The organism is Pseudomonas sp. NFACC08-1 (assembly GCF_900106735.1).
GTDB classification, from domain to species: Bacteria; Pseudomonadota; Gammaproteobacteria; order Pseudomonadales; family Pseudomonadaceae; genus Aquipseudomonas; species Aquipseudomonas fluorescens_Q.
Genome location: NZ_FNNL01000018.1, coordinates 22,419 through 44,350, shown reverse-complemented (window position 1 = coordinate 44,350; position 21,932 = coordinate 22,419). Strand labels below are relative to the sequence as shown.

22 protein-coding genes are annotated in these 21,932 nt (G+C 63.8%); 14 read left to right on the top strand and 8 right to left on the bottom strand.

The features are described from left to right. Nucleotides 1-66 precede the first annotated feature (66 nt). The 11 genes from BLU76_RS27085 (at nt 67) to BLU76_RS27035 (ending at nt 9,542) form a co-directional block, all read left to right on the top strand. Nucleotides 67-816 (top strand): AraC family transcriptional regulator, encoded by a 750-nt coding sequence (locus tag BLU76_RS27085; protein ID WP_092225212.1) that lies wholly within the window; start codon nt 67-69, stop codon nt 814-816. Nucleotides 817-1,049: 233 nt separating this feature from the next. Then, a complete protein-coding gene (locus BLU76_RS27080; RefSeq protein WP_092145822.1) occupies nt 1,050-1,868 on the top strand; it encodes an ABC transporter substrate-binding protein in 819 nt (272 codons plus the stop codon). Between the two features lie 10 nt (nt 1,869-1,878). Next, nucleotides 1,879-3,654: a cis-3-hydroxy-L-proline dehydratase gene (locus BLU76_RS27075; RefSeq protein WP_092145824.1), complete on the top strand. Its 1,776-nt coding sequence runs from the start codon at nt 1,879-1,881 to the stop codon at nt 3,652-3,654. Further along, on the top strand, nt 3,647-4,312 hold the full coding sequence (locus tag BLU76_RS27070) for an amino acid ABC transporter permease (RefSeq protein WP_092225210.1): 666 nt from the start codon (nt 3,647-3,649) through the stop codon (nt 4,310-4,312). The genes BLU76_RS27075 and BLU76_RS27070 overlap by 8 nt, the downstream gene beginning before the upstream one ends. 12 nt (nt 4,313-4,324) lie before the next feature. Further along, nucleotides 4,325-4,975: an amino acid ABC transporter permease gene (locus BLU76_RS27065; RefSeq protein ID WP_003202560.1), complete on the top strand. Its 651-nt coding sequence runs from the start codon at nt 4,325-4,327 to the stop codon at nt 4,973-4,975. Next, nucleotides 4,968-5,690: an amino acid ABC transporter ATP-binding protein gene (locus BLU76_RS27060; RefSeq protein WP_063320807.1), complete on the top strand. Its 723-nt coding sequence runs from the start codon at nt 4,968-4,970 to the stop codon at nt 5,688-5,690. Before BLU76_RS27065 ends, BLU76_RS27060 begins: the two co-directional genes overlap by 8 nt. A gap of 120 nt (nt 5,691-5,810) precedes the next feature. Beyond that, a complete protein-coding gene (locus tag BLU76_RS27055; protein WP_092145828.1) occupies nt 5,811-6,839 on the top strand; it encodes a trans-3-hydroxy-L-proline dehydratase in 1,029 nt (342 codons plus the stop codon). A gap of 214 nt (nt 6,840-7,053) precedes the next feature. Further along, a complete protein-coding gene (locus BLU76_RS27050; RefSeq protein ID WP_063320805.1) occupies nt 7,054-7,971 on the top strand; it encodes a dihydrodipicolinate synthase family protein in 918 nt (305 codons plus the stop codon). A 137-nt stretch (nt 7,972-8,108) separates the two neighbouring features. Then, nucleotides 8,109-8,663 (top strand): DinB family protein, encoded by a 555-nt coding sequence (locus BLU76_RS27045; protein ID WP_092225206.1) that lies wholly within the window; start codon nt 8,109-8,111, stop codon nt 8,661-8,663. A 25-nt stretch (nt 8,664-8,688) separates the two neighbouring features. Next, nucleotides 8,689-9,039, top strand: a complete 351-nt coding sequence (locus BLU76_RS27040) for a DUF6152 family protein (protein ID WP_092225204.1) — start codon at nt 8,689-8,691, stop codon at nt 9,037-9,039. Continuing rightward, nucleotides 9,039-9,542, top strand: coding sequence for a DUF6644 family protein (locus tag BLU76_RS27035; protein ID WP_092225202.1), 504 nt, complete (start codon nt 9,039-9,041; stop codon nt 9,540-9,542). The genes BLU76_RS27040 and BLU76_RS27035 overlap by 1 nt, the downstream gene beginning before the upstream one ends. A 52-nt stretch (nt 9,543-9,594) precedes the next feature. Here the strand turns inward: BLU76_RS27035 and BLU76_RS27030 are convergent, their stop codons facing one another. The 5 genes from BLU76_RS27030 to BLU76_RS27010 all read right to left on the bottom strand — a co-directional run bounded on the left by BLU76_RS27030 (nt 9,595) and on the right by BLU76_RS27010 (nt 14,963). Then, nucleotides 9,595-10,659: a 2,3-butanediol dehydrogenase gene (locus BLU76_RS27030; protein WP_225917632.1), complete on the bottom strand. Its 1,065-nt coding sequence runs from the start codon at nt 10,657-10,659 to the stop codon at nt 9,595-9,597. Nucleotides 10,660-10,744: 85 nt separating this feature from the next. After that, nucleotides 10,745-11,857 carry an acetoin dehydrogenase dihydrolipoyllysine-residue acetyltransferase subunit gene (locus tag BLU76_RS27025; RefSeq protein ID WP_092225197.1) on the bottom strand — a complete coding sequence of 371 codons (1,113 nt, stop codon included), beginning with the start codon at nt 11,855-11,857 and terminating at the stop codon, nt 10,745-10,747. After that, the gene (locus tag BLU76_RS27020) at nt 11,857-12,873 is read right to left on the bottom strand and encodes an alpha-ketoacid dehydrogenase subunit beta (protein ID WP_014339122.1); all 1,017 of its coding nucleotides are present in this window, start codon (nt 12,871-12,873) and stop codon (nt 11,857-11,859) included. Before BLU76_RS27020 ends, BLU76_RS27025 begins: the two co-directional genes overlap by 1 nt. A 36-nt stretch (nt 12,874-12,909) precedes the next feature. Next, nucleotides 12,910-13,887 carry a thiamine pyrophosphate-dependent dehydrogenase E1 component subunit alpha gene (locus tag BLU76_RS27015; RefSeq protein ID WP_063320801.1) on the bottom strand — a complete coding sequence of 326 codons (978 nt, stop codon included), beginning with the start codon at nt 13,885-13,887 and terminating at the stop codon, nt 12,910-12,912. Between the two features lie 2 nt (nt 13,888-13,889). Continuing rightward, complete coding sequence (locus BLU76_RS27010) at nt 13,890-14,963, bottom strand: ATP-NAD kinase family protein (RefSeq protein ID WP_092225195.1); 1,074 nt, start codon at nt 14,961-14,963, stop codon at nt 13,890-13,892. A gap of 342 nt (nt 14,964-15,305) precedes the next feature. On the opposite strand from BLU76_RS27010, the gene BLU76_RS27005 reads away from it, so the two are divergent. Further along, a complete protein-coding gene (locus tag BLU76_RS27005) occupies nt 15,306-17,171 on the top strand; it encodes a sigma-54-dependent Fis family transcriptional regulator (RefSeq protein ID WP_092225191.1) in 1,866 nt (621 codons plus the stop codon). A 4-nt stretch (nt 17,172-17,175) separates the two neighbouring features. Here BLU76_RS27005 and BLU76_RS27000 read toward each other — a convergent pair whose 3' ends face one another. The 3 genes from BLU76_RS27000 to BLU76_RS26990 all read right to left on the bottom strand — a co-directional run bounded on the left by BLU76_RS27000 (nt 17,176) and on the right by BLU76_RS26990 (nt 19,380). Then, nucleotides 17,176-17,505 carry a hypothetical protein gene (locus BLU76_RS27000; RefSeq protein ID WP_063320798.1) on the bottom strand — a complete coding sequence of 110 codons (330 nt, stop codon included), beginning with the start codon at nt 17,503-17,505 and terminating at the stop codon, nt 17,176-17,178. 231 nt (nt 17,506-17,736) lie between these two features. Beyond that, entirely contained in the window at nt 17,737-18,948 is a 1,212-nt protein-coding gene (locus BLU76_RS26995; RefSeq protein WP_092145846.1) for a cytochrome c biogenesis protein DipZ, read from the bottom strand. 168 nt (nt 18,949-19,116) lie between these two features. After that, nucleotides 19,117-19,380: a DUF2790 domain-containing protein gene (locus BLU76_RS26990; RefSeq protein ID WP_092145848.1), complete on the bottom strand. Its 264-nt coding sequence runs from the start codon at nt 19,378-19,380 to the stop codon at nt 19,117-19,119. 223 nt (nt 19,381-19,603) lie between these two features. On the opposite strand from BLU76_RS26990, the gene BLU76_RS26985 reads away from it, so the two are divergent. Together BLU76_RS26985 and BLU76_RS26980 are read left to right on the top strand one after the other, a co-directional pair. After that, nucleotides 19,604-20,344, top strand: coding sequence for a response regulator (locus tag BLU76_RS26985; RefSeq protein ID WP_003202589.1), 741 nt, complete (start codon nt 19,604-19,606; stop codon nt 20,342-20,344). Continuing rightward, nucleotides 20,341-21,651 (top strand): ATP-binding protein, encoded by a 1,311-nt coding sequence (locus BLU76_RS26980; RefSeq protein ID WP_092225189.1) that lies wholly within the window; start codon nt 20,341-20,343, stop codon nt 21,649-21,651. Before BLU76_RS26985 ends, BLU76_RS26980 begins: the two co-directional genes overlap by 4 nt. Nucleotides 21,652-21,932: the final 281 nt, after the last annotated feature.

Below are 21,932 nucleotides of genomic sequence, written 5' to 3'. Positions count from 1 at the left end.
CGTGACAGACGGCGCATTTTCGATTGACACTCCGACATCGCTCCCACAAAAAAGACAACGCCGGCCATGTACCCCTCGCTCACCCCCTTCGCCCCCTGCGACCTCGACACCCTGCTGCGCAGCCTGCAGCCCATCTCCGCGCTGCTGGACACCCTCGCGGACGTGGTGTTTTTCATCAAGGACAAGCAGGCCCGCTACGCCTTCGTCAACCAGACCCTGGCCCGCCGCTGCGGTTTCAAACACAGCGGCGACCTGCTCGGCCTCACCGCCGAACAGGTGTTCCCCGAGCGCTTCGGCCCGCTGTACACCGAACAGGACCGCCGGGTGCTGGCCAGCGGGCGGGAGCTGGCCGACCAGCTCGAACTGCATTTGTATTACGGCAACCAACCCGTATGGTGCCTGACCCACAAGCTCGCCCTGCACGATCCAAACGGCCAGATCGTCGGCCTGGCCGGTATTTCCCGCGACCTGCAACTGCCGCAATCGGGCCATCCAGCGTTCCACAAACTGGCGGCGGTGGACGCCCATATCAAGCAGCACTTCGCCCGCCCCATCAGCCTTGCCGAGCTGACCGCCATTGCAGAATTGTCGGTGGCGCAATTGGAGCGGCACTGCAAGCGCATCTTCCAACTCACGCCGCGACAGATGATTCACAAGGCACGGCTGGAAGAAGCCTCGCGGCTGTTACTCGACAAAGACCTGCCGATCACCGAGATCGCCCTGCGCTGCGGTTACACCGACCACAGCGCCTTCAGCCGCCAGTTCCGGGCCCTGACCAGCCTGTCCCCCAGCCAATATCGCGAGAATCAGCGCTGACCCTTGTTCCCTCATGGGGCATCGAGCCCCGTGGGTGCTCCCATCTGTAACACCCTGGCGCCAGCACCACCCTTGCCCTGCTCGTTACCGCCCGGCATGAAAGCCTCTAGACCAGCCCTCCGGTGGCATTACTGCGGCTCTACCAGAAACAGGCACGCTGATTGCTTATCTAATATCGTATACGAAATCCTCAATACGATATCTCACCGCATTTATTCGACAGCGAGGCATTTATGAAAAACCCTGCATTGGCCGTAGCCCTCAGCGTTGTCCTCACCCCGCTTTTCATCGCCCCCGCCCACGCCGACAAGCTCGACGACATCGTCGGCTCCGGCAAGCTGCGTTGCGCCGTGACCCTGGACTTCCCCCCGATGGGCTTTCGCGACGAAAGCAATAAACCGGCGGGATTCGACGTGGACTATTGCAACGATCTGGCGAAGGTCCTCGGTGTAGATGCCGAAGTGGTGGAAACCCCATTCTCCGACCGAATCCCCGCGCTGCTGTCCGGTCGCGCCGATGTCATCGTCGCCTCCACATCCGACACCTTGGAGCGAGCCAAGACCGTGGGCCTGACCGTGCCCTACTTCGCCTTCCAGATGGTCGTGCTGACCCGCGACAACACCGGCATCAACAGCTACGCCGACCTCAAGGGCAAAGCCCTGGGCAATACCAGCAGCACCTACGAAGCCATCGCCTTGGAGAAGGACCAGAAGAGTTGGGGCAGCGGCAGCTTCCGCGCCTACCAGTCGCAGAACGACACCTTGCTGGCCGTCGCCCAGGGGCACATCGATGCCACCGTGGTAACCAACACCGTGGCCGCCGCGACCATCAAGTCGGGCAAGTACAAGGGCCTGAAGATCGCCGGTGACGCGCCCTACGTCATCGACTATGTGTCCCTCGGTGCCAAGCGCAGCGAATACGGCCTGCTCAACTACCTCAACCTGTTCGTCAACCAGCAGGTGCGCACGGGTCGCTACAAGGAACTGTTCGTCAAATGGGTGGGCAGCGACATCCCGCCGGCCAACCTGACCGTTCCCCAGGTCTATTACTGAGGATCGGCGCATGCCAAGCACGCCTGTCCGTGTGAAAGGCCGCAGCCTGGTGGAGGGTGCCGCCCAGGGCGCCCTGCTGTTCGCCGAGGTGGGGCTGAGTTTCTGGGGCGGGGTCGATCCAGCCAGCGGCGAAGTCATCGACCGCCACCATCCATTGAGTGGTCAGCGCCTGGCAGGGCGCGTGCTGGCGATCCCCAGCGGACGCGGCTCCTGCACCGGCAGCAGCGTCTTGATGGAGCTGATCAGCAACGGCCACGCACCCGCGGCCCTGGTGCTCGCCGAAGCCGATGAAATCCTGACCCTGGGCGTGCTGGTGGCGCAGGTGATTTTCCAACGCTCGCTGCCGGTGCTGTGCGTGGGGCATGAGGCCTTCAATGGGCTGCGCGGCCAGGGTTTCGTGCGCCTGGAAGGCGACGTCCTGACACTGTCTGGCCGGCCCCCAAACGACGGTTGGCAAGGTTCCGACGCAGCGCCGCAGCCGTCCACTTTCTCAACCCTGGAGCTGAACGAACAGGACCGGGCATTGCTCGACGGCACCCACGGCAAGGCTGCCCAAGTGGCGATGCAAATCGTGCTGCGCATGGCCGAGATCCAGGGCGCCACGCAACTGCTGGACGTGACCCAGGCCCACATCGACGGCTGCATCTACACAGGTCCAGCCAGCCTGCGCTTTGCCGAACAACTGGTGCAGTGGGGGGCAAAGGTTCGCGTCCCCACCACGCTCAACTCCATCTCCGTGGACCAGCGGCGCTGGCGGGAACTGGGTGTCGATCCGGCCTTGGGCGAGCCGGCCAGTGCCTTGGGCGATGCCTACATGGCGATGGGCGCGCAACTGAGTTTCACCTGCGCGCCCTACCTGCTGGACACCGCGCCAAAGGCCGGCGAACAAATCGTCTGGGCTGAATCCAACGCCGTGGTCTACGCCAACAGCGTGCTGGGCGCGCGTACGCAGAAGTACCCGGACTTCCTCGATATCTGCATTGCCCTGTGCGGGCGAGCGCCGTTGACCGGCTGCCATCTCGACGACCCGCGCAAGGCCCGGCTGATCGTCGACGTGCCGGCGCTGGGTCACGTCGATGACAGTTTCTATCCGCTGCTGGGCTATCACATCGGCGGCCTGGCGGGCCGGCGCATTCCGTTGATACGTGGCCTGGAACACGCCGCGCCCACCCTGGACGACCTCAAGGCCTTTGGCGCCGCGTTCGCCACCACCAGCGCCGCGCCGTTGTTCCACATCGCCGGGGTGACGCCCGAAGCCCTTGATCCGGCCGATGTCCTGGAGCGCGACGTCACCTTGGCGCAGGAAAGCGTCGATGCCGCAGGCCTGCTTGCCAGTTGGCGTGAGCTCAACAGCGCCCGGGACAACTGGGTGGACGTGGTGTCCCTGGGCAATCCGCATTTCTCCCTCAGTGAATTCGCCACCCTCGCGACCTTGTGCGCCGGTCGGGTCAAGCATCCGTATGTGGTGCTGGCGATCACCTGCGGCCGGACGGTGTTGGAACAGGCGCGCAGAGCCGGGTATCTGGCCGCCATCGAGACCTTCGGTGCAGTGCTGGTGACCGACACCTGCTGGTGCATGTTGGGCGAACCGGTGATCCCGCCCCACGCCACCACCCTGATGACCAATTCCGGCAAATACGCCCACTACGCACCCGGCCTGGTCGGTCGCGGCGTGCACTTTGCCGCCCTTGCCGAATGCGTCGAGGCCGCGTGTACCGCCGCAACCGCCGGCCAGCCGCCGACGTGGCTGCAACCCACCCGCACCGGGAGCCAGCCCCATGTTTGACTACAGCTTCCAATGGCGCCCGGCCTTGCGCGCCCTGCCCGACATGCTCGCCGGGGCCTGGGTGACGTTCGAGACCGCTGCGCTGTCGATGATTTTCGGCGTACTGATCGCCCTGGTGCTGACGGTAATGCGCCAGGCCCCGAATCGCTTGCTGCGGGGCGTGGGCAATGGCTGGGTGTCCATCGCCCGCAACACGCCCTCGCTGTTCCAGATCTACATCCTCTACTTCGGCCTCGGCTCCCTCGGGCTGCACGTCAGTTCCTGGCTGGCCTTGCTGACCGGGATCACCTTCAACAACGCCGGCTACCTGGCGGAAAACTTTCGCGGCGGTCTCAAGGCCGTGCCCGGTACGCAAATGCGCGCCGCCCGCTCCTTGGGGATGAGCGCCTTCCAGGCGTACCGGATGATCATCGTCCCGCAACTGTTGCGCATCGTGTTCTACCCGTTGACCAACCAGATGGTCTGGGCGGTGTTGATGACGTCCCTGGGCGTGGTCGTCGGCCTGAACAACGACCTCACCGGTGTCACCCAGGAATACAACGTCAAGACCTTCCGCACCTTCGAATACTTCGCCCTCGCGGCGGTGCTGTATTACCTGATCGCCAAGCTGATCGTCGGGTTGGCCCGGCTGTTGTCCTGGCGGCTGTTTCGGTATTGAGGAGCGTGGGTCATGTTCTCTACAAGCCTCAGCGTCAACGACCTGCTGTATTTGCTCGAAGGGGCCTGGGTCACGCTGCAACTGACCGTCTGGTCGATCCTTTTGGGCACCCTGGCCGGGTTGCTGTTCGGTCTGTTGCGGGCGTTGTTGCCACGGGCCAGCCTGCCGTTGGCCTGGTTGCTGGACGTGTTCCGCAGCGTGCCGCTGCTGATCCAGTTTGTGCTGTTCAACTCGCTCAAGAGCATTGCCGGCCTGAACCTCAGCGCCTTCGCCGTCGGTTGCATCGTCCTCGGCGTCTATGCCGCGGCTTACTTCACCGAGATCGTCCGCGGTGGCGTGCTGGCGGTGCCGTTGAGCACCCGCCGGGCCAGTCGGTCACTGGGCCTGAGCTATGTGCAGGACCTGCGCTTCATCGTCCTGCCGATTGCCACGCGGGTGGCGTTTCCCGGCTGGCTGAACCTGGTGCTGGGCGTGATGAAAGACACCGCGCTGGTGATGTGGATCGGCATCGTCGAATTGCTGCGGGCATCGCAAACCATCGTCACGCGCATTCAGGAACCCCTGCTGGTGCTGTGCATCGCGGGCCTCATTTACTACGTCATGAGCCTGGTGGTCGCCCGCCTTGGCGCACGCCTGGAAAGAAGGTGGCAGGAAAATGATTGAGATCGAAAACGTGCACAAATCCTTCGGTGACCTGGAAGTGGTCAAGGGTGTGAGCCTGACGGTGGACAAGGGCGAAGTGGTGTCGATCATCGGCGGTTCCGGCTCCGGTAAGTCGACCCTGCTGATGTGTATCAACGGCCTGGAACCGATCCAGAAAGGCAACATTCGCGTGGACGGCATCGAGGTCCATGACCGCGCCACCGACCTCAATCGCCTGCGGCAGAAGATCGGCATCGTGTTCCAGCAATGGAACGCCTTCCCTCACTTGACCGTGCTGGAAAACGTGATGCTGGCGCCGCGCAAGGTGTTGGGCAAAAGCAAGCAGGACGCCGAAGCACTGGCGGTGCAACAGCTTGAGCACGTGGGCCTGGGGGACAAGCTCAAGGCCTTCCCAGGCAAGCTTTCCGGCGGCCAGCAGCAACGCATGGCCATCGCCCGAGCGCTGGCGATGTCGCCGGACTACATGCTCTTCGACGAAGCCACCTCGGCCCTGGACCCGCAACTGGTGGGTGAAGTGCTGGACACCATGCGCATGCTCGCCGAAGACGGCATGACCATGGTGCTGGTGACCCACGAGATCCGCTTCGCCCGGGACGTGTCCGACCGCGTGGCGTTCTTTTGCAATGGCCGGGTCCATGAGATCGGGCCGCCGGACCAGGTGATTGGCAACCCGATGCAGCCGGAGACGGCGGCGTTTCTCAAGTCGGTGAAATAACGGATGGCCCTATCGCGATCAAGCTCGCTCCCACACTGTTTTGTGTACACCACAGAACCCTTTGTGGGAGCAAGGCTTGCCCGCGATGAGGCCCCGCCAGACAACACAAGGATTTGATCCATGCGGTCATCAAAAATCATCCACGTCGTCAGTTGCCACGCCGAAGGCGAAGTCGGCGATGTGATCGTCGGCGGCGTCGCCCCACCACCCGGCGCCACCGTGTGGGAACAGTCACGCTGGATCGCCCAGGACCAGACCCTGCGCAACTTTGTCCTCAACGAACCCCGTGGCGGCGTGTTCCGCCACGTCAACCTGCTGGTGCCAGCCAAGGACCCGCGGGCGCAAATGGCCTGGATCATCATGGAACCGGCCGACACGCCGCCGATGTCCGGCTCCAACTCGCTGTGCGTCGCCACCGTGCTGCTGGACAGCGGCATCCTGCCGATGACCGAACCCCAGACCCGCCTGGTGCTCGAAGCGCCGGGCGGCCTGATCGAAGCGGTGGCCGACTGCCGCGACGGCAAGGTGCAACGGGTCGAGATCAAGAACGTGCCCTCCTTCGCCGACCGCCTCGATGCCTGGATCGAAGTCGAGGGGTTGGGCTCGTTGCAGGTGGACACCGCCTACGGCGGCGACAGCTTCGTCATCGTCGACGCCCAGCGCCTGGGCTTTGCCATTCGCCCCTTTGAGGCCGCCGAGCTGGTGGCCGTGGGCTTGAAGATCACCCGCGCCGCCAACGAACAATTGGGCTTCGTGCATCCGCTGAACCCCGACTGGTCGCACATCTCGTTCTGCCAGATCGCCGCGCCCATCGTCCAGGAGAACGGCATTGCCACCGGCGCCAACGCCGTGGTGATCCAGCCCGGCAAGATCGACCGTTCTCCCACCGGCACCGGTTGCTCGGCACGTATGGCGGTGCTGCACGCCAAGGGCTTGATGCAGGTCGGCGAGCGTTTTATCGGCCGCTCGATCATCGGCTCCGAATTCCACTGCCGCATCGACTCTTTGACCGACGTGGCCGGACGCCCGGCGATCTACCCGTGCATCGCCGGACGGGCGTGGATCACCGGGACCCATCAGCTGTTGCTCGACCCGGCCGATCCGTGGCCCCAGGGCTATCGGCTTTCGGACACCTGGCCTGGCGCATGAATTTCGAATCTTGCACATCCCCTGTGGCGAGGGAGCTTGCTCCCGCTGGGTCGCGCAGCGGCCCTCTGGATCTACCTGACACACCGAGTCGCCAGGTAGTGATTGGGGCCGCTTCGCAGCCCAGCGGGAGCAAGCTCCCTCGCCACAAAAGCTATGTACTCGACTCAACTTTACCTGCGTATATGAGAAATCCCCTTAACCACCGGAGACAACCATGAGCAAACGCATCAACTGGAGCGGCGTCTTCCCTGCCGTCACCACCCAATTCAACGATGACTTTTCCATCAATCTGGAAAAAACCCACCAAGTGATTTCCAACGTCATCCGTGATGGCGTTTCCGGCCTGGTGGTCTGCGGATCGGTGGGGGAAAACACCTCCTTGAGCGCCGAAGAAAAAATCGCCGTGACTGAAGTGGCGGTAGACGCCTCCCGCGGCCGCGTGCCGGTGATCTGCGGCGTGGCCGAGTTCACCAGCGTGCAGGCCGCCAAGGTCGCCAACGCGGTGCGCAAGGTCGGCGTCGACGGGGTGATGCTGATGCCGGCGCTGGTCTACGGCTCCAAGCCCTTCGAAACCGCCGAGCATTTCCGCTACGTGGCCCGCCACGCCGATGTGCCGCTGATGGTCTACAACAACCCGCCGATCTACAAGAATGACGTGACGCCGGACATCCTGATTTCCCTGGCCGATTGCGACAACGTGGTGTGTTTCAAGGATTCCTCCGGCGACACCCGGCGCTTCATCGACGTGCGCAATGAAGTCGGCGACCGCTTCGTGCTGTTCGCCGGCCTCGATGACGTAGTGCTGGAAAGCCTCGCCGTGGGAGCCGAAGGTTGGGTCTCGGGCATGTCTAACGTGTTCCCGCAGGAAGGCGAGACCATTTTCCGCCTGGCCCGCGCCGGACGCTTCGCCGAGGCGATGCCGATCTACGAATGGCTGATGCCGATCCTGCACCTGGACGCCCGCGCCGATCTGGTGCAATGCATCAAGCTGTGCGAAGCCATCGCCGGTCGCGGCAGCGCCCTCACCCGCCCACCGCGCCTGGCCTTGCCAGAGGAAGACCGGCTGTACGTGGAACAGATCATGGCCAAGGCCATGGCCAATCGGCCGGTGTTGCCGGATGTGGGGCTTTAAGGTCCGGCCTAACCCGCAAGCCCACCCTGTGGGAGAGGGCTTGCTCGCGGTAGCGGTCTGCCAGAGCCGGCTATGCTGGATGTGCCGTCCCTCTTCGCGAGCAAGCTCATTCCCACAACGTTTCGATGAGGCTTTCCATGAATTACTTCCTGGCCCAGGCCCTGAACAACCGATGGGCCAACCACAGACTGCTCGGCGCCTGCGCGCATCTGAGCGAGGCAGACTACACGGCGCCGCGCACGGGGTTCTTCCCGTCCATCCAAGCCACGCTGTGCCACATCCTGGAAGTGGACCGTTATTACCTCACCGCTCTGGAAGGCGACCGGGACGGCCAGATAAAGGACTTTTCTGAAACCCTGGCCTTTGCCCAACTGAAGCAAAGCCAAACCCAAACCGACCAGCGGCTGGTGGCGTTCTGCGAAGCCCTGCGGGAAACAGACCTCGCCCGCTGCGTCGACCTGGTGCGGGCCGACGGTGTCGTGCGCGAACGAATCGACCGGCTGCTGTTGCACCTGTTCGAACATCAGATCCATCATCGTGGGCAGGTCCACACCATGCTCAGCGCCACCCACGTCGAGCCGCCACAACTCGATGAGTTCTTTCTCGACTGCGACCGACCGTTGCGCAAGGACGAGGAACAGCGGCTTCAACTCGATGAACGGCGGGTCTGGCGCGATTACGTGCCTGGTTGAACCGCCCCCAAAAGGAAACCTTGCCATGAACGTTATCCTTCGTTGCATCGGTTTGGCGTCAATGCTGATGGCCACGGCAGCACTCGCTCACCACGGCTGGAGTGAATACGACGTCAGCACCCCCTTGGAACTCGACGGCACCATCAAGGAAGCCGGTTACTCCCATCCCCATGGCTACGTGCGCCTGCAGACCACCGACAAAACCTGGACCGTCGTGCTGGCCCCGCCGTCACGCATGGAGAATCGGGGCCTGACCAAAGACATGCTCAAAGCGGGTAACCGGGCCACCGTGGTCGGCTATACAAACCGCAACAAACCCGACGAATTGCGCGCCGAACGCATCACCATCGACGACAAGACCACCGAGTTGCGCTGATGCAGGCCTCCCAGGCTGGCGCGACCCAAGGCTGGATGGACCAACTGGGGGATTCATCCCTGGCGCTGGCCATGCGCAGCGAGCTGTGGCTCTACCCGCTGGTGGAAGTCGTGCACATCATCGGCTTTTCGGTGCTGGTGGGCGCGGTGGTGATGTTCGACCTGCGTATCCTGGGGCTATCCAAGGGCATCGCCGTGACTGCCCTGGCCCGTCATCTGCTGACCTGGGCCATTGCGGCCCTGCTGCTGATCGTGCCTGCCGGGCTGATGATGTTCAGCGCGCACCCCCATGATTTTGCCGGCAACGACGTCTTCGTCCTCAAGCTCTGCCTGATCGCGACGGCGGGCCTCAACGCCCTGGTGTTCCACGTTGGAACCTACCGCGGCGTCCAGCAATGGAATATCGGCCACAAGGCACCCGGCCTGGCCAGAATCCAGGCGCTGGTGTCGATGGCGCTATGGATCGCGGTGATCTGCTGCGGTCGCCTGCTGGCTTATACCTGAAAAAATGCGATGGCCGCTGCCGGCCATCGCCAAATCGCCCACCCGGGCGCTCTCAGATCCGTGCAGGAGACACGATGATCTTCACGTTGTGTTCCTTGTTGTTCACCAGTTCCTCGAAGCCCTGCCCGACGATCTCCTCCAACTGGATGCGCCCGGTCACCAGCGGCGAGATGTCCAGGCGTCCGTCGGCGATGAAGGCAATCACATCGGCGAACTCACCGTTGTAAGCCAGCGCGCCAAGCACTTGCTTCTCGGTGGAGACCAGTTCAAAGAAGTTGAACTCGCTCGGTTCCTCGAAAATGCCCACCAACACACATTTGCCGGCCTTGCGGATCAGGTCGATGGCCAGTTTGGCGGTGTGCTTGTTGCCGATGCACTCGAAACTGACATCGGCCCCCAGGCCACCGGTCAGGCGGCGGACTTCGGCCAGGGCGTCGCATTCGTTCGGATCGATCACATGACTGGCCCCGACTTCCAGGGCCTTGGCCTTGCGGGCACCGGACATTTCCAGGGCGATCACCTGGGCCGCCCCGGCGGCCTTGGCGCACATGATGGTGCACAGGCCGATGGTCCCGGCGCCGACCACCACGACGTTCTGGCCCAGCAGGCTCCCGGCTTTTTTCACCGCATGCATGCCCACCGCCAACGGCTCGATCAGCGCGCCGGCCTCGGCCGGGAAATCGGCGGGCAGTTTGTAAAGCAGGTTGGCTGGCACGTTGACCAGTTCCGCGAACGCACCGTTGTTCATCAGCCCGGTGAAGGCCAGGTTCTCGCAAATGTTGTAGAGGCCGTGGGTGCAGTAATAGCAGGTGCCGCAGTGCTGGCAGGCGTCCGCCGCCACCGGTTCACCGACACTGAAGCCTTCGACACCGGCGCCCAGTTCGACGATCTCGCCGCAGAACTCATGACCGAGGATGCACTGGCCCTTGATCCCGGTCAGCGGGTGTGGCGCGTCCACCGGGATGAACACCGGCCCGGCCACGTATTCATGCAGGTCGGAGCCGCAGATGCCGCACCATTGCACGCGGATCTGCACCCAACCGGCGGGCGGCGAAACCGGCAGTGGCACGTCTTCGACGCGGATGTCGTTGCGGCCATGCCAGACAGCGGCGCGCATGCTGCGGGTCGGCTTGATTGAAACGTTCATGACGTTGCCTCCAGAAGTTTTGTTGGGGCGACGAATCACCTCGCCGCCCGCTTGATCAGTGCTGCTCAATGAATGCCAGGATCAACGAGTTGACCTGTTCGGCCGCTTCCATCTGCACCATGTGACCCTGACCGGGCAGCACCTCGACCTGTGCGCTCAATCCTTCGCTGTGGGTCACTGGAATGATCGCGTCGTCGCTGCCCCAGACCACCAGGGTCGGCACCTGGCCGGCCTGTACCACTTCGCGCAGGTCGGTTTGCTGGCGGCCATCGGCGAATAACCTCGAGGACAGCTGTTGCAACGCGGCGTCCACACCCTCCAGGCGCTTGTACTTGAGCATGTCGTCAAGCATTTGCCGGTTGACCAGTTCGGCATTGGAAAACAGTTGCACCAGTTGCGGCTTGAGGGCGTTGCGGTTGGCCGCTTCGACAAAACCTTGCAGGTAGCTGCCGTTGATCTCCGACCCCAGCCCGGCGCTGCCGATCAAGGTCAGGGAACGCACCCGCCGGGGCGCCAGCCGTGCCGTGTTCAGCGACACGGCGCCGCCCATGGAATGCCCGACGAGGTGCACAGCGTTGATGTCCAGGTGATCGAGCAAGGCCAGCACCACGCCGCTCAACTCATCCAGATCGCCCCGTTGCAAGACCTTGCCGGACTCACCATGGCCCGGCAGGTCCAGCGCAATGACCCGGCGCCCGGCCGCCAACGCCTCATGGTTGAACAACCAGTTGTTCAAGTCGCCGCCGAAACCATGCACCAGCAACAACGGCGTACCGCCCTCGCCGCGCTCGAAATAGCGGATCAAGCGGCCATCCAATTCGACTTTCTGCGGTTTCGGCCCACTGTCTTCGTCGGCCGCATCGCCGGGCACAAAGGTCGATTGGAACTGTTCGATGACCGCGTCGATCTCGGCATCGCTGGCTTCGCCGTCGACCACGATGCCGAGCAAGGCGCCGACCGCCAGGGTTTCGTCCTGCCGGGCGATCTGGCGGCGCAGGACTCCGGAAAACGGCGCTTCGACACTGCTGGAGATCTTGTCGGTCTCGACGTCCATCACTTCATCGCCCTTGGTGATGGCCTGGCCCTCCTCCTTGAGCCAGGCATCGACCCGGCCCTCGGTCATCGACAGGCCCCACTTGGGCATGGTCAGGGTATGAATCTGGCTCATCAGCGCTTGCTCCACTCGATCACGTTGAGCACGGCTTGTTCGATCTTCGCCGCGTCAGGGATGTACAGGTCTTCCAGCGAATCGGAGAACGGCACCGGGGTGTGCGGCGCGGTGACCATTTCAATCGGCGCCTTGAGCGCGCCAAAGGCTTTCTGCGCCACCAGCGCCGAAATATCGGTGGCCATGGAACAGCGTGGGTTGGCCTCATCGATCACCACCAGGCGCCCGGTCTTCTCGACACTTTCGAGGATGCTGTCCTCGTCCAGCGGGCTGGTGGTGCGCAGGTCGATGACTTCGCAGTCGATGCCACGCCCGGCCAGGCTCCGCGCCGCGTCCATGGCGGTGTTGACGGTGCGCCCGTAGGACACGAGGGTCACGTCCTTGCCGTCGCGCAGGAAATTGGCCTCGCCAAAGGGGATGGTGTAGAGCTCTTCCGGCACCTCGCCCTGCATGCTGTAGAGCAATTTGTGCTCGCAGAAGATCACCGGGTCGTTGTCGCGGATCGCCTGGATCAGCAGGCCCTTGGCGTCGTAGGGCGACGATGGGCACACCACTTTCAGTCCCGGAATGTGCGTCCACAAGGACGTGAGCATCTGCGAATGCTGGGCGGCGGCGCGCAGGCCGGCGCCGACCATGGTGCGGATCACCAGGGGCGTGGAGGCCTTGCCGCCGAACATGTAGCGAAACTTCGCCGCCTGGTTGAGGATCTGGTCCAGGCAGCACCCGGCAAAGTCGACGAACATCAGTTCGCACACCGGGCGCACGCCGCAGGTGGCGGCCCCGACCGCCGCGCCGACGTAACCGATTTCCGACAGCGGCGTGTCCAGCACGCGTCCGGGGAACTGGTCGTAAAGCCCCTTGGTAACGCCGAGCACGCCGCCCCAGGCGTCGTTTTCACCGGGTGCGCCGGCGCCACCGGCCACGTCCTCACCCATGATGAAGACGCTGGAGTCGCGGCGCATTTCCTGGGCCAGGGCCTCGTTGATTGCCTGCTGATAGCTGATTTTTCTCGCCATGATGGGATTCTCTATTGTTGTTATTCAGGGGGGCGTTCAGGGATAGCTGACGTAGACGTCGGTCAGCAGGTCCGCCGCGGAGGGCTTGGGATCGGACTTGGCCTTGTACACGGCGTTTTCAATCAGCATGTCCACCTCCTTGTCGATCTGGTCCAACTGCTCGACGGTGAGCAAGCCGGCCCGAGTGGTGCGCTCGCGGAACTGCATCAGGCAGTCCTGGTTCTCGCGAAAATGCTTGACCTCGTCGGGCGCCCGATAGGTTTGAGCGTCGCCCTCGAAGTGGCCGTAGTAGCGGGTCAGCTTGACCTCGATCAGCGACGGCCCTTCCCCGGCACGGGCGCGTTCGACGGCGGCCCCGGCGGCCTCATGCACGGCAAAGAAGTCAAAGCCATCCACCGTCACTCCGGGCATGCCGAACCCGGCCGCACGGTCGGCGATGTGATCGCAGGCCACTGACCAATTGGAGGCGGTGGCTTCGGCGTAGCCATTGTTTTCGGCGATGAACAGGCACGGCAGGTTCCACACCGAGGCCATGTTCATGGCTTCGAACACCGCGCCCTCGTTGGAGCCACCGTCGCCGAAAAACACCACGGCGACGCTGTCGGTGCCCTTGAGCCGGGCCGCCAAAGCCGCGCCGACCACCAGGGGCGCGCCGGCACCGACAATGCCATTGGCGCCGAGCATGCCCTTCTCGAAGTCGGCGATGTGCATCGAACCGCCCTTGCCTTGGCAGACGCCGGTTTTCTTGCCGTAGATCTCGGCCATCATCCCGTAGACGTCCACGCCCTTGGCGATGCAATGGCCGTGACCACGGTGGTTGGAGGCGATGCAATCGTCATCACCCAGGTGGGCCATGACACCGGCGGCCGAGGCTTCTTCGCCGGCATAGAGGTGGACGAAACCGGGAATTTCGCCGGTAGCGAACTCCACGTGCAGGCGCTCTTCGAAGGCGCGGATGGTGCGCATCACCTGGTAGGCGTGCAGCAGTTGATCGTGGGTGAGCGGTGTCGACATTTTTATTCTCCTGGGGTGTCTTCTTGAAGATTCAGAGGGTGTTGCGGGTGTTCGCGGCCGATGGCCAGCAAACGGTGTTGCGCGGCGTAGGCCAGCACCGCATTGACGTCGATGCTCAGCGGGCCGCCGGCATCGAGGGTGACCGTGGGCCGGTCCTGCGCGTTGAATTCGATTTCCCGCTCGCCGTCCAGGGCCAGAGTGCCGCTGGAGAGCGACAGGCCATGGGCGACACCGGGTTCCAGGGGGCCGGCGGCGAGCACGCCACAGCCCTGCAACAGCCCCGGCGCGAGCGGCACCAGCAGCGCTTCGGGGGATTGCGGGTCCAGGCGCATCCAGGCGCCACCCGGGGCCTGGCGTGAAACCGGAAACCACAAGCCGCACAGCGCCGACAGGCCAATGGATTGCGGTTCGGCGAAGGTCACGAAGACTTCGGCCAGGTCCTGTGCCCGACTGATGGCCCGGGTGCCGACAAACCGCAGCGACGACACGGCGACGTCCACCAGGGCGACTTCGCGCAGGCCACGTCCGGCATCACAGACCAACAAGCGCTTGTTGCGGCGCAAGCCGATCGAGTCCGGGATTCGGCCACTGGCGTACAACCCTCCGGCCAGGCCGGCACTGGTGGCCTCGCGCAGTTCGGGAAAGGCGTTGTTAGTGCCGGTGGACAGGGTCAGCAATGGGATGTCCCCCACTTCGGCGGCCACCGCCTTGTGGGTGCCGTCGCCGCCAAGTACGGCGATCAACGCCACCTCGCGCTCGGCCATCAGGCGTGCGGCCCGACGGGTGTCTTCGACGGTCTGGCGCAAGGTCAGGTCGAGGAACTCCAGGGCCGGCCAGTGGCTGCTGCGGGCCTGGCGGCTGTGGCTGTTCTTCAGCACGGCGGCGGCCATGCCAATCATGTCGGTGGGCATCAACACCTGTTCGACGCCAGTGGCGCCGAAAGCGGCCAGCAAGCGCTGGATCACCGAGACCTTGTCAGTGCTGGAAAACAGCCCGGCATTGGCGGTCAGGCGCCGCACGTCACGGCCCGATGCGGGGTTGGCGATGATGCCCACGGTCAATGGCCGGCGACTCATGACGCCACCGTGGAGAGAGCAGGTACACGGCCTGGGCAGGAAACCATAGACACCTCGTTGTTATTATTGGATGACCCGTCGAGCGGGCTCCAGAGGTAGAGCAAGGGCGGTGCCAGTTGTGAAAAAAACCTGCTCAAAGCCCGGGCCAGAGCGGCCCCCATGGGATTTTCGATGCAGCGAACCGAGCCCCGGTGAGACGCTCCATGTCAGGCTGCACGAGGTTGCGGCGAGACCCTGAGACGTGGCGTCTCACACCACCCGAAGAACCCGTCGAGCTTGTCTGCACCCGGCGAACGGCGCTTAATGTGTGCACAACGATAAGAAGCTGAATCGGAGGCCCCTATGCTTTCCGCTCATTCCCGGGCGCACGTGGATTGCGTCAGCCGCGTGGTGAAAAACGCGAACCAATTGCCACAACTGCCGGTCCCGGACCTGATCCTCGACTCCTGGCGTCGCTCCCTGGAGCAACATCACCTGGACCCCGGTTCGCTGCAGGGTCCGCGCATCCTCTCCCAGGACGTGCTCAAGCAATGCCGCGAGCGCTCCGAGCTGTTCCTCAATATCGCCAGCGAAGAAGTGGCCCGCCTCCATGGCCGGGTCCGCGATGCCGACTACTGCGTGCTGTTGACCGATGCCCAGGGCCAGACCATCGACTATCGGGTGGAAACCACGATTCGCAATGACTGCCGCAAGGCCGGGCTGTACCTGGGCACCTGTTGGTCGGAGGGCGAGGAAGGCACCTGCGGCGTGGCGGCAGTGCTCACGGCCAAGGCCCCGGTGACGGTGCACAAGCGCGACCATTTCCGGGCGGCGTTCATTGGCCTGACCTGCTCCGCCGCACCGGTCTTCGACCCCCAGGGAGAATTGCTCGGGGTGCTGGACGTCTCGGCGGTGCGCTCGCCGGATGATCGGCGCTCGCAGCACCTGATCCGGCAAATGGTGGTGCAGAGCGCCCGGGAGATCGAACAGGCGTTTTTCATGAGCAGCGCCCAGGGTTACTGGGTGCTGCGGGCCCATCGCAACGCCGGCTACGTCGACAGCCAGCCGGACTTCCTGTTCGCCTGGGACGACGACGGTTGCCTGCAAGCCTTGAACCCGGCCGCCCGCCAGTACCTGCTGCAACATTACGGGCAGTTGCCGCAACACATCGGCCAGGTGTTCGACCAGCAGTTGCTGCACCGTGCCCGGGACGAAAGCCTCTGCTCGCTCGATCACGCCATGCACGGGCGCTTGAGCGCACCACGCCAGCGGGCCAGTTCACGTTCGCGGGTGGCGATGACCCCGTTGGAAATCGATCCACGCCTGGCCGACAGCCTGCGCCTGGCGGTGCGGGTCAAGGATCGCAACCTGCCGGTGCTGATCCAGGGCGAAACCGGTTCCGGCAAGGAAGTATTCGCCCGGCAGTTGCACCAGGCCAGCCAGCGCCGTGATCGCCCTTTCGTGGCGTTGAATTGCGCCGCTATTCCCGAAAGCCTGATCGAAAGCGAATTGTTCGGCTACGTCGCCGGCGCCTTCACCGGCGCCTCGGCCAAAGGCATGCAGGGCCTGCTGCAACAGGCCGATGGCGGCACCTTGTTCCTCGATGAGATCGGTGACATGCCCCTGGCCTTGCAGACCCGCCTGCTACGCGTATTGGCCGAGGGTGAAGTGGCGCCACTGGGCGCCTCCCGCCGCAAGGCCGTGGACATCCAGGTGATCTGCGCCACTCACCGCGACCTGGAGACCCTGGTGGCCGCTGGCGAATTTCGTGAGGATTTGTATTTCCGCCTCGGTGGTGCGCGTTTCCAGCTACCACCGTTGCGCGAACGCAGCGACCGGCTGGCGTTGATCAATCGAATTCTCGCCGAGGAGTCGGCGCTCTGCGGGGCAACAGTGCAACTGAGCGGCGCGGCGCTGGAATGCCTGCTCGGTTATCACTGGCCGGGCAATGTGCGCCAGTTGCGCCATGTGCTGCGCTATGCGTGCGCGGTGTGCGAAGCCAGCGTGGTCCAACTCAGCCACCTGCCCGAGTCAATGCACCACACGGACGCCGCCGATCACGGGCCGGAGCCGAGCGCCAGCCCGGAACGCCAGGCACTGCTCGATGCCTTGGTGCGCCACCGCTGGAAACCCACCGCTGCTGCCCGGGCCCTGGGCATTTCCCGGGCGACCCTGTATCGACGGGTAAACCTGCATGGCATCGAAATGCCGGGCCGCAGCCCGGCCTGAGGGCCTATCGTCGCGCCAGTTCATGACGGACACATTGTTCGTAGTAGGTCTGCTTGACTGCGGCCGGCTTGAGACGCGAGGCGCTGTTGTAGGTCTGCTCGGTAATGCCCAGGGCGGTCATGCGCATCCAGGGCCGGGGAAACTTGCGTACTTGCAGCTTCTTGCGCGCGCCGTACAGGCTGACGCCGGAAAGCTTCGACGCCTGCGCCCCTGCCGCGATGTCCGAACCCCAGCGGCACACCGACTGCTGGTTTTGCGTCAGCGCCCTGGCCTGGACCTCAAGCGAAACGGCGGCCAAGAGAAACGTCGCCACGACCCACATAGAAATACGCATAGGTTTGTCGCCCAACTTTCTGAAAGAAAAGAAGTTTGACCTTACGCAAATGAGCAAGGGGCCAGCACGGCTACCCCGATATGTGCCTATGTGAGCTTTTGTGGCGAGGGCGCTTGCTCCCGCTGGGCTGCGCAGCAGCCCCCCCCGAAATCGACCTGACAACTGGGTGCGTCAGGAAAATAAAGGGGCCGCTTCGCGCCCCAGCGGGAGCAAGCTCCCTCGCCACAGGTATCACTGGCCTGCCTTGGCCTCCTGCAACAACTGCTGGATCACCTGCTCCTGCTCGCCGTAGCGCCCTTCGCCAAAATGGCTGTAGCGCACCTGTCCCTTGGCATCGATGAAGTAATGGGCCGGCCAATACTGGTTGTTGAAGGCGCGCCAGATCGCATACTGATTGTCGATCGCCACCGGGTAGTGGATGTCCAGTTTGCGTACCTGCTCACGGACGTTGTCGATGATCTTCTCGTAGCCGTATTCCGGGGTGTGGACACCGATCACCACCAGCCCGTCCTTTTCATACTTCTTCGCCCAACCGTTCACATAGGGCAAGGTGTGCTGGCAGTTGATGCAGTCGTAGGTCCAGAAGTCCACCAGCACCACCTTGCCCTTGAGTGATTCGCTGCTCAGCGGGGGTGAGTTCAGCCATTGCACCGCGCCGTCCAGCGCAGGCATGGTGCCCTGGGATTCGAGGGCCGGCATGGAACTTGCGCCAGCCTTGCTCACCACATAGTCGATGGCCTTGGGCACGTTTTCCAGCAGGCTTTTTTCCAAGGTGACCGATTGTTGGGAGGAAGTCGCCGCCAACAATCGGTCATCCGCCCCGGTGCCAATCGCCACGGCCGCCAGCAACACCACCGCTCCCGTTCCCCGGCGCAGCCAGGTGGTGATCGGCAGCGAGAGTTTCAGGCGTCCGACCAGCCCGCGCCCGGCCAGGATCAGCGTCCCCAGGGACAAGGCACTGCCCAGGCCGTAGGCGAGCAACAGCAGGCTGGTTTGTGCGCTGGCGCCTTGCAGCATGGCCCCGGTCAGGATCACCCCGAGGATCGGTCCGGCGCACGGTGCCCAGAGCAACCCGGTGGCGACCCCGATCAGCACTGAAGCCACAGGCCCGGCCATCCGCCCGGCGCCGGCGTCCAGGCGATTGCCCAGGCTGACCAGCGGTCGCGCCAGCCAGGTGCCGACCCGACTGAAGATCAGCGACAAGGCAAACACCACCATCACCACCAAGGCGACTTGCCGGCCAACGCTGCTGGCACGCAGCACCCACTCGCTGCTGACCACCGCCAGGCTGGAGACCAGGGCAAAGGTCAGTACCATGCCGCCAAGGGTTAGCAGTACCGAGCCACGGGAGCGATCAGCCCGGGCAAACAGAAACGGCACCACCGGAAGAATGCAGGGGCTGAGGATCGTCAGGATCCCGCCGAGAAAAGCGATCAGAAGCATGGCAACACCTCAAAATAATAAGCTGACATAGACCCTGTGGCGAGGGAGCTTGCTCCCGCTGGGCTGCGCAGCAGCCCCCGAAATCGACCTGACAACTGGGTACGTCAGGAAAATAAAGGGGCCGCTTCGCGCCCCAGCGGGAGCAAGCTCCCTCGCCACAAAAGCAGGTCAGTTCTGGTTGCTGCAGTTGTCGGAAAACTTGCGGTAGTCCAACGCCTGCTTGTGGCCTGCCGAATCCAGGTAGGTCATGTGGGCGTTGACCACGCCGCAGGTCGGCTCGGTGTCTTCGCTGAGGGACAGCACTTTCTGGATGTCCAGGTGGGTGCCGTAGGCGTAGGTTTGCGCCTGCACGTTGCTTTCGGCCCGGGCCGACAGTGTGCAAATGTTCAGTGCAGCGAATAGGCAGGCGGCGTAGATGGCTTTGCTGTTCATGGCGATTCCTCGATTCAATGGGTTTACCTGCCGAGGCCTGTTGTGTTGCCTCGATGGACGCCATTGAATGCCGCGCAGGTATCGCGCCTGTATCGAGCCAGGTGGCTTTTTGCATCGCTGTGTATCCGTCGCGCGCCAGATACACTGCAATACAAACCGCCGCGAGCCAGGCCAGCCGGTGCCTGTAGACTGCTCACAACGAAACGCCGAGGAGCTGGACACCATGGATCATGTCGATCACGTGTTGATAGTGGATGACGATCGCGAGATCAGAGAGCTGGTTGGCAACTACCTGAAAAAGAACGGTCTGCGCACCACTGTCGTTGCCGATGGCCGGCAAATGCGCGCCTTCCTGGAAACGACCCCGGTGGACCTGATCGTGCTGGACATCATGATGCCCGGTGACGACGGCCTCGTGCTGTGCCGGGAGCTGCGTGCCGGCAAGCACAAGGCCACGCCGGTACTGATGCTCACCGCGCGCAACGACGAAACCGACCGCATCATCGGCCTGGAAATGGGCGCCGACGATTACTTGGTCAAGCCCTTCGCCGCCCGTGAGCTGCTGGCCCGCATCAATGCCGTGCTGCGCCGCACCCGCATGCTGCCGCCCAACCTGGTGGTCACCGAAAGCGGTCGCCTGCTGGCGTTCGGGCGCTGGCGCCTGGACACCACCGCCCGCCACCTGCTGGACACCGACGGCACCATGGTTGCCTTGAGCGGCGCCGAATATCGTTTGTTGCGAGTCTTCCTCGATCATCCGCAACGGGTGCTCAACCGCGACCAGTTGCTTAACCTCACCCAGGGCCGGGACGCCGACCTGTTCGATCGCTCCATCGATTTGCTGGTGAGTCGCCTGCGCCAGCGCCTGCTGGACGACGCGCGAGAGCCGGCCTACATCAAGACCGTGCGCAGCGAAGGCTACGTGTTCTCGCTGCCGGTGGAGATCCTCGAGGCCTCGGTATGAACCTGTCGTTGCGCTGGCCGCGTACGCTGGCCTCGAGGCTGTCGCTGATCTTCCTGGTCGGCCTGATCCTGGCCCAGGGGCTGTCCTTCGGCGTCCAGTATTACGAGCGCTACCAGAGCGCCAAGTCGACCATGCTCGGCAACCTGGAAACCGACGTCTCGACCTCCGTCGCCATTCTTGACCGTCTGCCTGCCGCCGAACGCCCGGCCTGGCTGCCGAAACTCGCCCGGCGCAACTATGGCTACCTGCTCGACGAAGGCCAGCCCGGACAACCGATGGACCTTGCCGACGCGCCGATCTCGGTCAGTTCGATCCAGGAAGCCATCGGCCAGGCCTACGGCCTGACCTTCAAACAGATTCCCGGACCGAAAATGCACTATCAGGCGCACCTGCGCCTGGGGGACGGAAATCCGCTGACCATCGACGTACGCCCGGCAATGACGCCCCTCTCCCCCTGGCTGCCGATGGTGTTGCTGGGGCAGTTGGCGCTTTTGATCGGCTGCACCTGGCTGGCCGTGCGCCTCGCCGTCGGCCCATTGACCCGACTGGCCGAGGCGGTGGAAACCCTCGATCCTAACGCCCACAGCGTGCGCCTGGACGAGAAAGGCCCGACCGAAGTGGTGCATGCCGCCAAAGCGTTCAACGCCATGCAGGACCGCATCGCTGCCTACCTCAAGGAGCGCATGCAGTTGCTGGCGGCGATTTCCCACGACTTGCAGACCCCCATCACGCGTATGAAGCTGCGCGCTGAATTCATGGACGAGGGGATCGAGAAAGACAAGCTGTGGAGCGACTTGAATGAAATGGAGCACCTGGTGCGTGAAGGTGTGGCCTATGCCCGCAGCATCCACGGCGCCACCGAAGCCAGTTGCCGGATCAGCCTGGATGCGTTCCTCGACAGCCTGGCGTTCGACTACCAGGACACGGGCAAGGACGTGCAATTGACCGGGAAAAACGCCGCCGTCATCGACACCCGTCCCCATGCCCTGCGGCGGGTGCTGGTCAATCTGGTGGACAACGCCCTGAAGTTCGGTGGCTCGGCGCAGATCCATGTGCAGCTCGCCGACAACGGACAATTGGCGATTCAGGTTCTGGACCGCGGCCCCGGAATCAACGAGCAGGAACTGGCCGAAGTGCTCAAGCCGTTCTATCGGGTGGAAAGTTCACGCAACCGGGAAACCGGCGGCACCGGCCTGGGCTTGGCCATCGCCCAGCAATTGGCGATCGCCATGGGCGGCTCACTGACCCTGAGCAACCGCGACGGCGGCGGCTTGTGCGCCGAGTTGCGCCTGGCATTCGCAAGCTGACACAGCCCCTGTGGAGCGAGCTTGCTCGCGACAGTGGTCCCCATGAGCGCCTGGTATGTGCTGCCCTTCGGCCTGATCTGCTCCGCCACCGCCATCCGCCTGGTGGGCAAGCTGGCCCAGGCCACCCAGCGACGCCAACGGCCGCGACACGCGGCTTGAGCCCAGGGAAGTCGATCCTATACAAGCCGCCCCTGACCACAGGTCCGCGCCCTTGAAAAAATCGAAACCTTGGACGGCATACGCCGGTCAAGTCCTGTATGAACGTCAACCGCTGTACGTCG

Excerpts from the sequence above, each read along its gene's own strand:
- BLU76_RS27085 (WP_092225212.1), top strand. The coding sequence starts at position 67 with ATGTACCCCTCGCTCACCCCCTTCGCCCCCTGCGACCTCGACACCCTG.
- BLU76_RS27080 (WP_092145822.1), top strand. The coding sequence starts at position 1,050 with ATGAAAAACCCTGCATTGGCCGTAGCCCTCAGCGTTGTCCTCACCCCG.
- BLU76_RS27075 (WP_092145824.1), top strand. The coding sequence starts at position 1,879 with ATGCCAAGCACGCCTGTCCGTGTGAAAGGCCGCAGCCTGGTGGAGGGT.
- BLU76_RS27070 (WP_092225210.1), top strand. The coding sequence starts at position 3,647 with ATGTTTGACTACAGCTTCCAATGGCGCCCGGCCTTGCGCGCCCTGCCC.
- BLU76_RS27065 (WP_003202560.1), top strand. The coding sequence starts at position 4,325 with ATGTTCTCTACAAGCCTCAGCGTCAACGACCTGCTGTATTTGCTCGAA.
- BLU76_RS27060 (WP_063320807.1), top strand. The coding sequence starts at position 4,968 with ATGATTGAGATCGAAAACGTGCACAAATCCTTCGGTGACCTGGAAGTG.
- BLU76_RS27055 (WP_092145828.1), top strand. The coding sequence starts at position 5,811 with ATGCGGTCATCAAAAATCATCCACGTCGTCAGTTGCCACGCCGAAGGC.
- BLU76_RS27050 (WP_063320805.1), top strand. The coding sequence starts at position 7,054 with ATGAGCAAACGCATCAACTGGAGCGGCGTCTTCCCTGCCGTCACCACC.
- BLU76_RS27045 (WP_092225206.1), top strand. The coding sequence starts at position 8,109 with ATGAATTACTTCCTGGCCCAGGCCCTGAACAACCGATGGGCCAACCAC.
- BLU76_RS27040 (WP_092225204.1), top strand. The coding sequence starts at position 8,689 with ATGAACGTTATCCTTCGTTGCATCGGTTTGGCGTCAATGCTGATGGCC.
- BLU76_RS27035 (WP_092225202.1), top strand. The coding sequence starts at position 9,039 with ATGCAGGCCTCCCAGGCTGGCGCGACCCAAGGCTGGATGGACCAACTG.
- BLU76_RS27030 (WP_225917632.1), bottom strand. The coding sequence starts at position 10,659 with ATGCGCGCCGCTGTCTGGCATGGCCGCAACGACATCCGCGTCGAAGAC.
- BLU76_RS27025 (WP_092225197.1), bottom strand. The coding sequence starts at position 11,857 with ATGAGCCAGATTCATACCCTGACCATGCCCAAGTGGGGCCTGTCGATG.
- BLU76_RS27020 (WP_014339122.1), bottom strand. The coding sequence starts at position 12,873 with ATGGCGAGAAAAATCAGCTATCAGCAGGCAATCAACGAGGCCCTGGCC.
- BLU76_RS27015 (WP_063320801.1), bottom strand. The coding sequence starts at position 13,887 with ATGTCGACACCGCTCACCCACGATCAACTGCTGCACGCCTACCAGGTG.
- BLU76_RS27010 (WP_092225195.1), bottom strand. The coding sequence starts at position 14,963 with ATGAGTCGCCGGCCATTGACCGTGGGCATCATCGCCAACCCCGCATCG.
- BLU76_RS27005 (WP_092225191.1), top strand. The coding sequence starts at position 15,306 with ATGCTTTCCGCTCATTCCCGGGCGCACGTGGATTGCGTCAGCCGCGTG.
- BLU76_RS27000 (WP_063320798.1), bottom strand. The coding sequence starts at position 17,505 with ATGCGTATTTCTATGTGGGTCGTGGCGACGTTTCTCTTGGCCGCCGTT.
- BLU76_RS26995 (WP_092145846.1), bottom strand. The coding sequence starts at position 18,948 with ATGCTTCTGATCGCTTTTCTCGGCGGGATCCTGACGATCCTCAGCCCC.
- BLU76_RS26990 (WP_092145848.1), bottom strand. The coding sequence starts at position 19,380 with ATGAACAGCAAAGCCATCTACGCCGCCTGCCTATTCGCTGCACTGAAC.
- BLU76_RS26985 (WP_003202589.1), top strand. The coding sequence starts at position 19,604 with ATGGATCATGTCGATCACGTGTTGATAGTGGATGACGATCGCGAGATC.
- BLU76_RS26980 (WP_092225189.1), top strand. The coding sequence starts at position 20,341 with ATGAACCTGTCGTTGCGCTGGCCGCGTACGCTGGCCTCGAGGCTGTCG.